General features: G+C 61.6%; 6 protein-coding genes. 2 read left to right on the top strand and 4 right to left on the bottom strand.

Annotated features, from left to right (window positions below):
• Positions 1–123 precede the first annotated feature (123 nt).
• Positions 124–645, top strand: a complete 522-nt coding sequence (locus JJ869_RS03535; protein WP_292264602.1) for a ferric reductase-like transmembrane domain-containing protein — start codon at positions 124–126, stop codon at positions 643–645.
• Positions 646–709: 64 nt separating this feature from the next.
• Entirely contained in the window at positions 710–1,642 is a 933-nt protein-coding gene (locus tag JJ869_RS03530; protein ID WP_292264601.1) for an aldose epimerase family protein, read from the top strand.
• Between the two features lie 137 nt (positions 1,643–1,779).
• Here the strand turns inward: JJ869_RS03530 and cueR are convergent, their stop codons facing one another.
• From cueR to rlmN, 4 genes are all read right to left on the bottom strand, one after another.
• Entirely contained in the window at positions 1,780–2,172 is a 393-nt protein-coding gene (gene cueR / locus JJ869_RS03525; protein ID WP_292264600.1) for a Cu(I)-responsive transcriptional regulator, read from the bottom strand.
• The gene (locus JJ869_RS03520; protein ID WP_292264599.1) at positions 2,169–4,625 is read right to left on the bottom strand and encodes a heavy metal translocating P-type ATPase; all 2,457 of its coding nucleotides are present in this window, start codon (positions 4,623–4,625) and stop codon (positions 2,169–2,171) included. The genes cueR and JJ869_RS03520 overlap by 4 nt, the downstream gene beginning before the upstream one ends.
• A 95-nt stretch (positions 4,626–4,720) precedes the next feature.
• Positions 4,721–5,173: a hypothetical protein gene (locus JJ869_RS03515; RefSeq protein ID WP_292264598.1), complete on the bottom strand. Its 453-nt coding sequence runs from the start codon at positions 5,171–5,173 to the stop codon at positions 4,721–4,723.
• A gap of 215 nt (positions 5,174–5,388) precedes the next feature.
• Positions 5,389–6,576: a 23S rRNA (adenine(2503)-C(2))-methyltransferase RlmN gene (rlmN, locus tag JJ869_RS03510; RefSeq protein WP_292264597.1), complete on the bottom strand. Its 1,188-nt coding sequence runs from the start codon at positions 6,574–6,576 to the stop codon at positions 5,389–5,391.
• Positions 6,577–6,683 lie beyond the last annotated feature (107 nt).

The raw sequence follows: 6,683 nt of genomic DNA, 5'->3' as shown, positions 1-6,683 counted from the left end.
CTGAGGTATCTCAGGTCTCTTTTGGTCTATCTGCTCGCTGCTATTCTCAACGCAATCCAAAATTTGGAAACCAAAGCTCCCCGCAATCAGCCGCTATACACACCCGTCACAGCCTGAATTGCCTTGTTCAAGGTCGACTACATCGTGGCGGGGTTTGCCGGGGTGGCCGGGATGGCCTTGCTGCTTGTGCAACCTTTGCTGGTCGGCGGTCATCTGCCCGGTCTGAGGGGCATGCGGGGGCGCAGCCTGCATCGCGTCATCGGCGCCTTTCTGGTTCTCGCTGTCGTTGTACATGTTGCAGGACTTTGGGTCACCAGCCCTCCCGATGTGGTCGACGCGCTGCTGTTCGTTTCACCGACACCGTTTTCGGCATGGGGCGTGATCGCCATGTGGGCGGTGTTTGCGGCGGCCCTGCTTGGCCTGCTGCGTCGCAGGTTCGCGGCGCGGTTGCGACTGTGGCGTGTGTTGCACAGCGCCTTGGCCTGCGTGATCGTGATCGGCACAGTCGTGCATGCGGTGCAAATCGACGGCACCATGGAGACCGTCTCAAAATGGCTGCTTTCGGGATTGGCCCTGATTGCGCTGGGTCGCGTGATCCTGGATCGCCGGGTGTGGGCGGTGCTGAGCCTGCCCCGCGCGAAGTGAGTCACTGCAGGTACGGGTTGACGCTGCTCGGTCGCTTCGGTCAGGTGCGCCTGAGGAGAGCCCAATGGACCAGATTACGACACATGTGCTGCGGGACGGCGATACCGAGATAAAGATCTTGTCTCTGGGCTGCGCCATAATGGACTGGCAAGTCAGGGGCATTCCCGTTGTGCTTGGTTACGCAGAGCCGGAGCATTACCGTCAGAACCCGGCCTGGATGGGGGTGATCTGCGGCCGCGTGGCGAACCGGATCGCGCAGGCGCGGTTCGTGATGGACGGTGTGGCATATGCCCTGCCGGTCAATAACCCGCCGCATCACCTGCATGGTGGACCGGGCGGAATCGGCAAACGCAACTGGCAGATGTCACCAGATGGCGATCGTGCCGTGGAGCTGCGCTTGGTGTCGGACGACGGCGATCAGGGCTATCCCGGAAAAGTGGACTTCCGCGTTGTCATACGGTTGGAGGGTGGGCGTCTGACCTGGGAGATGGACGCTCTGCCCGACCGGGTGACGCCGATCAACCTTGCGCAGCATCTCTACTTCAACCTGACGGGGCAGGGGACAGTGGCGGATCATTCCCTGACGGTCGCCGCGGATCGATATACGCCCAATGGCCCGGATCTTGTGCCTGTTGGCCGGATCGACCCGGTGCAGGGCACGGATTTCGATTTCCGAACACCTGTCCGCCTTGGTGACGGTGAGGGTTGGGACGGGAATCTAATTCTGACCAAGGGCGCGGGTCCGGCAGCCAGAGTGGTGGCGCCGAATGGTCTTGGACTGCGCCTGTGGACCGACCGACCCGGATTGCAGGTCTACACGTCGAACACGCTTACCCCTGCCCTGCCCAAAGGCCCCGGTGCGGCGCATGGTCGGTTTGCCGGGCTTTGCCTTGAAGCGCAGGATTTTCCGAACGCGGTGAATGAGCCTGCGTTCGGGTCTATCCTGTGTTCCCCGGATGCCCCGTATCGACAGGTGACCTCCATCGAGATCGGCTAGGGCAGGGCAGGCGATGCGTCGACGCATCGCAGCTTTCCGTTCACGGAAAGCCGCCAGTGGCAGCGGTGCGCGGTGTCCGGATGTTTCGGACAGTGTCGGCCTTGCATGCGTATTTGGAAAGAGAAAAAGCAGGCGGATCAATGCTGTCCCGTCGCCAGATCGCTGAGGATCGGGCAATCGGGGCGATTGTCCCCGGCACAGCTTTTCACAAGGTCGGACAATGTGCGGCGCATCGATTCTAGTTGCGCGATCTTGTCTTCGATCTTGGCCAGATGCGCTTGGGCGAGGTCCTTCACATCCGCGCTGGCACGGGTGTCGTCTTCGTAGAGAGCCAGTAGGGTCCGGCAATCCTCGATGGTGAAACCCAAGGCGCGGGCGCGACCCAGAAAGGCCAGTTTGTGCAGGTCGCTTTCGCGGAACACACGGTAGCCGTTGGTGTCGCGCAGGGGCGTGATCAGGCCGATGTCTTCGTAGTACCGAATGGTTTTGGGCGGCAGGCCGGCTTTCTGAGCGACGTCTCCGATGTTCATGCCGGGGCCTCCGTATAGCGGGGTGTCGAGATGTCTTCCTGAACCGGCGCGATCTTGCGCAGGCGCAGGGCGTTGGTCAGGACAAACACGGAACTCAGCGCCATCGCGCCCGCGCCCAGCATCGGCGAGAGCAGGATGCCAAAGGCTGGGTAAAGCAGACCGGCTGCGACCGGGATCAGCGCGGTGTTGTAGGCAAAGGCCCAGAAGAGGTTCTGCCGAATGTTGCGCATCGTGTGCTTTGACACGTCGACCGCGTTCACGACGCCGGACACCCGACCGGAGGACAGAACAATGTCGGCCGCTTCGATGGCCACATCGGTGCCGGTGCCTATGGCGAGCCCGATGTCGGCTTCGGCAAGGGCGGGGGCGTCGTTGATCCCGTCGCCGACAAAGGCCACGGTGCCGAACTGGTCGCGCAGGGCCTTAATCGCATCGACCTTGCCATCGGGGCGGACGCCCGCTGTGACGTGGTCAATGCCCAGCTGGCGCGCAATGGCATTGGCTGCCGCCGCGTTGTCGCCCGAGATCATCGCGACCTTGAGACCTGCAGCGTGCAGTGCGTCTATGGCAGGTCTTGCGCTGGGTTTGATCTGGTCGGCCACAGCGAAGACGGCGAGGGCTTGTCCGTCACGGGCAAGGCAGACAAGGCTTTGGCCTTGCTCGGCGAACCGCGCGATGCTGTCCTTGAGAGGCGCGGTGTTCACGCCGTGATCCAACAGGTGCTGCTCTGACCCTACGTGCACAGTCTGCCCACTCACCGATGCGATGAGACCCGATCCGGGGATCGTCTCGCTGTCCGTGACATCGGGAAGATCGGTGGGCGCAGCCGACAGGATAGCGCGCGCAATGGGGTGGTCCGATCCCTGTTCCACCGCGGCGGCCAGCCGGAGCATCTCTGCCGAATCGCAACCGGGGGCAGTATACTGATCGGCGAGAGTCGGGCGCCCTTCGGTCAGGGTGCCGGTCTTGTCGAAGGCCACGACCTTGGCGCTGTCGAGCCGTTGCAGCGCATCTCCCTTGCGGAAGAGCACGCCCAGTTCGGCAGCACGTCCTGTGCCCACCATAATGGAGGTTGGGGTCGCGAGCCCCATGGCGCAGGGGCAGGCAATGATGAGCACGGCGACTCCGGCCACCATTGCGTATCCTAGCGACGGCTGCGGACCGAAGGCCAGCCAGATGGCCACGGTGATCGCCGCGATGCCCAGTACGACGGGGACGAAAATTCGCACCACCTTGTCAGCCAGCGCCTGTATCGGCAGTTTCGCGCCCTGAGCGGTCTGGACCATGTCGATGATGCGGGCCAGCACCGTGTTCGCGCCGACCGCCGTCGCGCGGTAGATGAGCGCCTTGCGTCCGTTGATCGTGCCCCCGGTTACGCTGTCATCTGTTGTTTTTGCGACGGGTACCGGTTCGCCTGTGATCATCGATTCATCGACATAGGAATCGCCCTCGATCACGACGCCATCGACCGCGATGCGTCCGCCGGGCAGCACTTTGATCTCATCGCCGACGGAAATCTCGGACAGGGGAACTTCGGTAAAGACCCCATCCCGTGACAGCAGAACAGTGTCGGGACGCAACCCGATCAGGTGCCGAATGGCAGCGCCGGTGCGCCCTTTGGCGCGGGCTTCCATCCAGCGGCCAGCAAGGATCAGTGTGACAATCACGCCGGCGGCTTCGAAATACACGGCACGGGTGCCATCGGGCAGGAGCGCCGGGGCAAACGTGGCAATGGTTGAATAGCTCCACGCCGCGAGCGTCCCAAGGGCCACGAGGCTGTTCATGTCCGGGCTGCCTTTGGCCAGGAGCGGCAATCCGATACGAAAGAACCGACGCCCCGGCCATGCAAGAACCAGTGTGATCAGAAGGAATTGCAGCACCCAAAAGGTCTGCATCCCGATGCTGCCCATGATCACGTGATGCAGCGGCGGGTAGAGGTGGCCACCCATTTCCGTCAGAAAAACAGGCAGCGTGAGTGCTGCGGCGATTATCGTGTCGCGGCGCAACGGTTCGATTTCGGAAGGTGGTTCCGACTGGGTGTCGTTGTCGACCGCTTTGGCCGGATAGCCTGCGTCCGTCACCGTTTGGGCCAGCGCGTCGATGGTTACTGCGCCATCAAGAACACGGACGCTCGCAGTCTGCGTGGCGAGGTTCACATTTGCGGACAAGACACCGGGCATCGCCTCGAGCGCGCGTTCAACGCGGCCTGTGCAGGAGGCGCAGGTCATGCCTTCGATGGACAGGCGGTGGGTGGCTTCGCGTGCAGGGTAGCCCGCCGTTTTGAGTGCGGCGCGCAATGTTTCGGGCGAAGCGGTTCCTGTAACTTGCGCCATGTGGTTGGCGATGTTGACGGACGCCTCAGACACGCCGGGGGAGGCTGCCAATGCGCGTTCGGCGCGGCCTGCACAGCCTGCGCAGCTCATGTTGTCGACGGAAAAGCGGAGAGTGGTCATGTGGGAATCCTTGTGGTTCAAGGATCAGATAGGGCTTCCAGTCGCTGGAAGGTCAAGGGGGCAGGTCAAGAAATCATGCGGCAGGAGCTGGACGCCTAGTTCAACGGGCTTTTTGCAGCCGGTGCAAAAATCCGCGCCCGGCATTCTTCGCACAAGAGCGGCAGGCCAAACCGCGACGCCGCGCAGAGCAGCGGAAGAAGAGCATTGGGGGCTACGAGAAACCCAGCCTCTGCCAACGCAGCGTCGCGCCTTTGTTCCGTTGACGCCATCACGAAACGCACCAAGGCGGCTTCGTCGGGCGACATACCCTTGGTCTCCATGGGCATGATCGTCAGGGGACGCCAGCCGTGTTTCGCCAGCAACTGAAGCATCTGTTCGAAGGCTTGCAGACAGGATCTCGCGCGGGCCTCTCCCATCGAGGTTTTCAGATCATCCCACATCTCAGTTTGCGCATCGAAATTGGTGTTCCATGCACGAAGAAGCGCAATCACGCGGATTTCGGCGGAACGCAGGTCATCGTCCGGCAGAAGAATGTGAGTGTGGTGCATGGGCGAGCCTTGTTGCATCGGGTTTGGACGCGGTGAGCTAATACCTAATTAAAAAAATCAGGATTATTCCTTCATAGAGGAACGAGCCTTGGGCAATCAAGGCGAATGATGGGGTCTTGGTTCAAAAATCAGGAAAACCGGCTGTTTTGTTGGCCAAATGACCAATTGCCCGGTTACCGCCGGACGTGCCCAACACAGATGCACTGCCTCTTGGGTTAGGAAATCCCGCTTTCCGCCGCGATCTGCGCCTTGGACTTGCGCTCGCGTTCGGTGGCCGACTTCAACTGACCGCAGGCTGCCATGATGTCTTCGCCGCGCGGCGTGCGGATCGGGGACGCGTAGCCGGCCTTGTAGATGATGTCGGCAAAGGATTCGATGCGTGACCAGTCAGACCGCTGGTAAGGCGCGCCCGGCCATTCGTTGAACGGGATCAGGTTGATCTTGGCCGGGATGCCCGAGATCAGTTTGACCAGACGGCGGGCGTCAGCATCGCTGTCGTTCACGTCCTTGAGCATTACGTATTCAAACGTGATCCGTTCGGAGTTGGATTTTTTCGGGTATTCCCGCAGCGCGTCCAGCAGTGTTTCGATGTTCCAGCGCTTGTTGATCGGCACCAGCATGTCGCGCACGGCGTCCGTGGTCGCGTGGAAGCTGACAGCGAGAAGGCAGCCGATTTCCTCGGCTGTCTTGGCGATTTCCGGCACAACGCCAGACGTGGACAGCGTGATACGGCGACGGCTAAGGGCGATGCCTTCGCCATCCATCGCGATCTTCATCGCGTCGCGCACGTTGTCGAAATTGTAGAGCGGTTCCCCCATGCCCATCAGCACGATGTTGGACAACAGGCGCGGGCCGTTTTCACCTGTGCCGACACCGGGTTCAGGCCATTCGCCCAGATCGTCGCGCGCGAGCATGACCTGCCCGATGATTTCCCCGGCGGTCAGGTTGCGGACCAGTTTCTGCGTGCCGGTGTGGCAGAAGGAACAGGTGAGCGTGCAGCCCACTTGGGACGAGATGCAGAGCGTGCCTCGGTCGGTTTCGGGGATGTAGACCACCTCGACTTCATGCCCGCCTGCGATGCGGACGAGGTATTTGCGGGTGCCATCCGCCGAGACCTGTTTCGACACGATCTCGGGCAGAGCGATTTCGAAATGCGCGTCAAGATCAGCGCGATAGGCTTTGGCGAGGTTGGTCATGGCGTGGAAATCGCGCACGCCCCACTGGTAGACCCATTGCCAGATCTGACCCGTCCGCATCTTGGCCTGCTTTTCCGGTGTGCCCATGGCGATCAAGGCGTCGCGTAGCTTGTCGCGGGTCAGGCCGACAATATTCGTCTTGCCGCCCTCCGGCAGTTTGCGGGGGATGGTCAGAACGTCTTGCGTGATCGGTGCAGAGCCGGTCATGGGGGCAGCCTTTCTCGAAAAGAGATGGGCCACATATAGGATTCTTTGGGCTTTGCCAAAGGGGAATGCGGGGGAAAGGCTCTTGTAAGAGCCTTGGGAAGAGTCTT

The sequence above is a fragment of the Marivita sp. genome (assembly GCF_017643905.1).
Taxonomy (GTDB): domain Bacteria; phylum Pseudomonadota; class Alphaproteobacteria; order Rhodobacterales; family Rhodobacteraceae; genus Marivita.
Note: the sequence above shows the minus strand (reverse complement) of the source record. Positions and strands in the feature narration are given on the sequence as shown.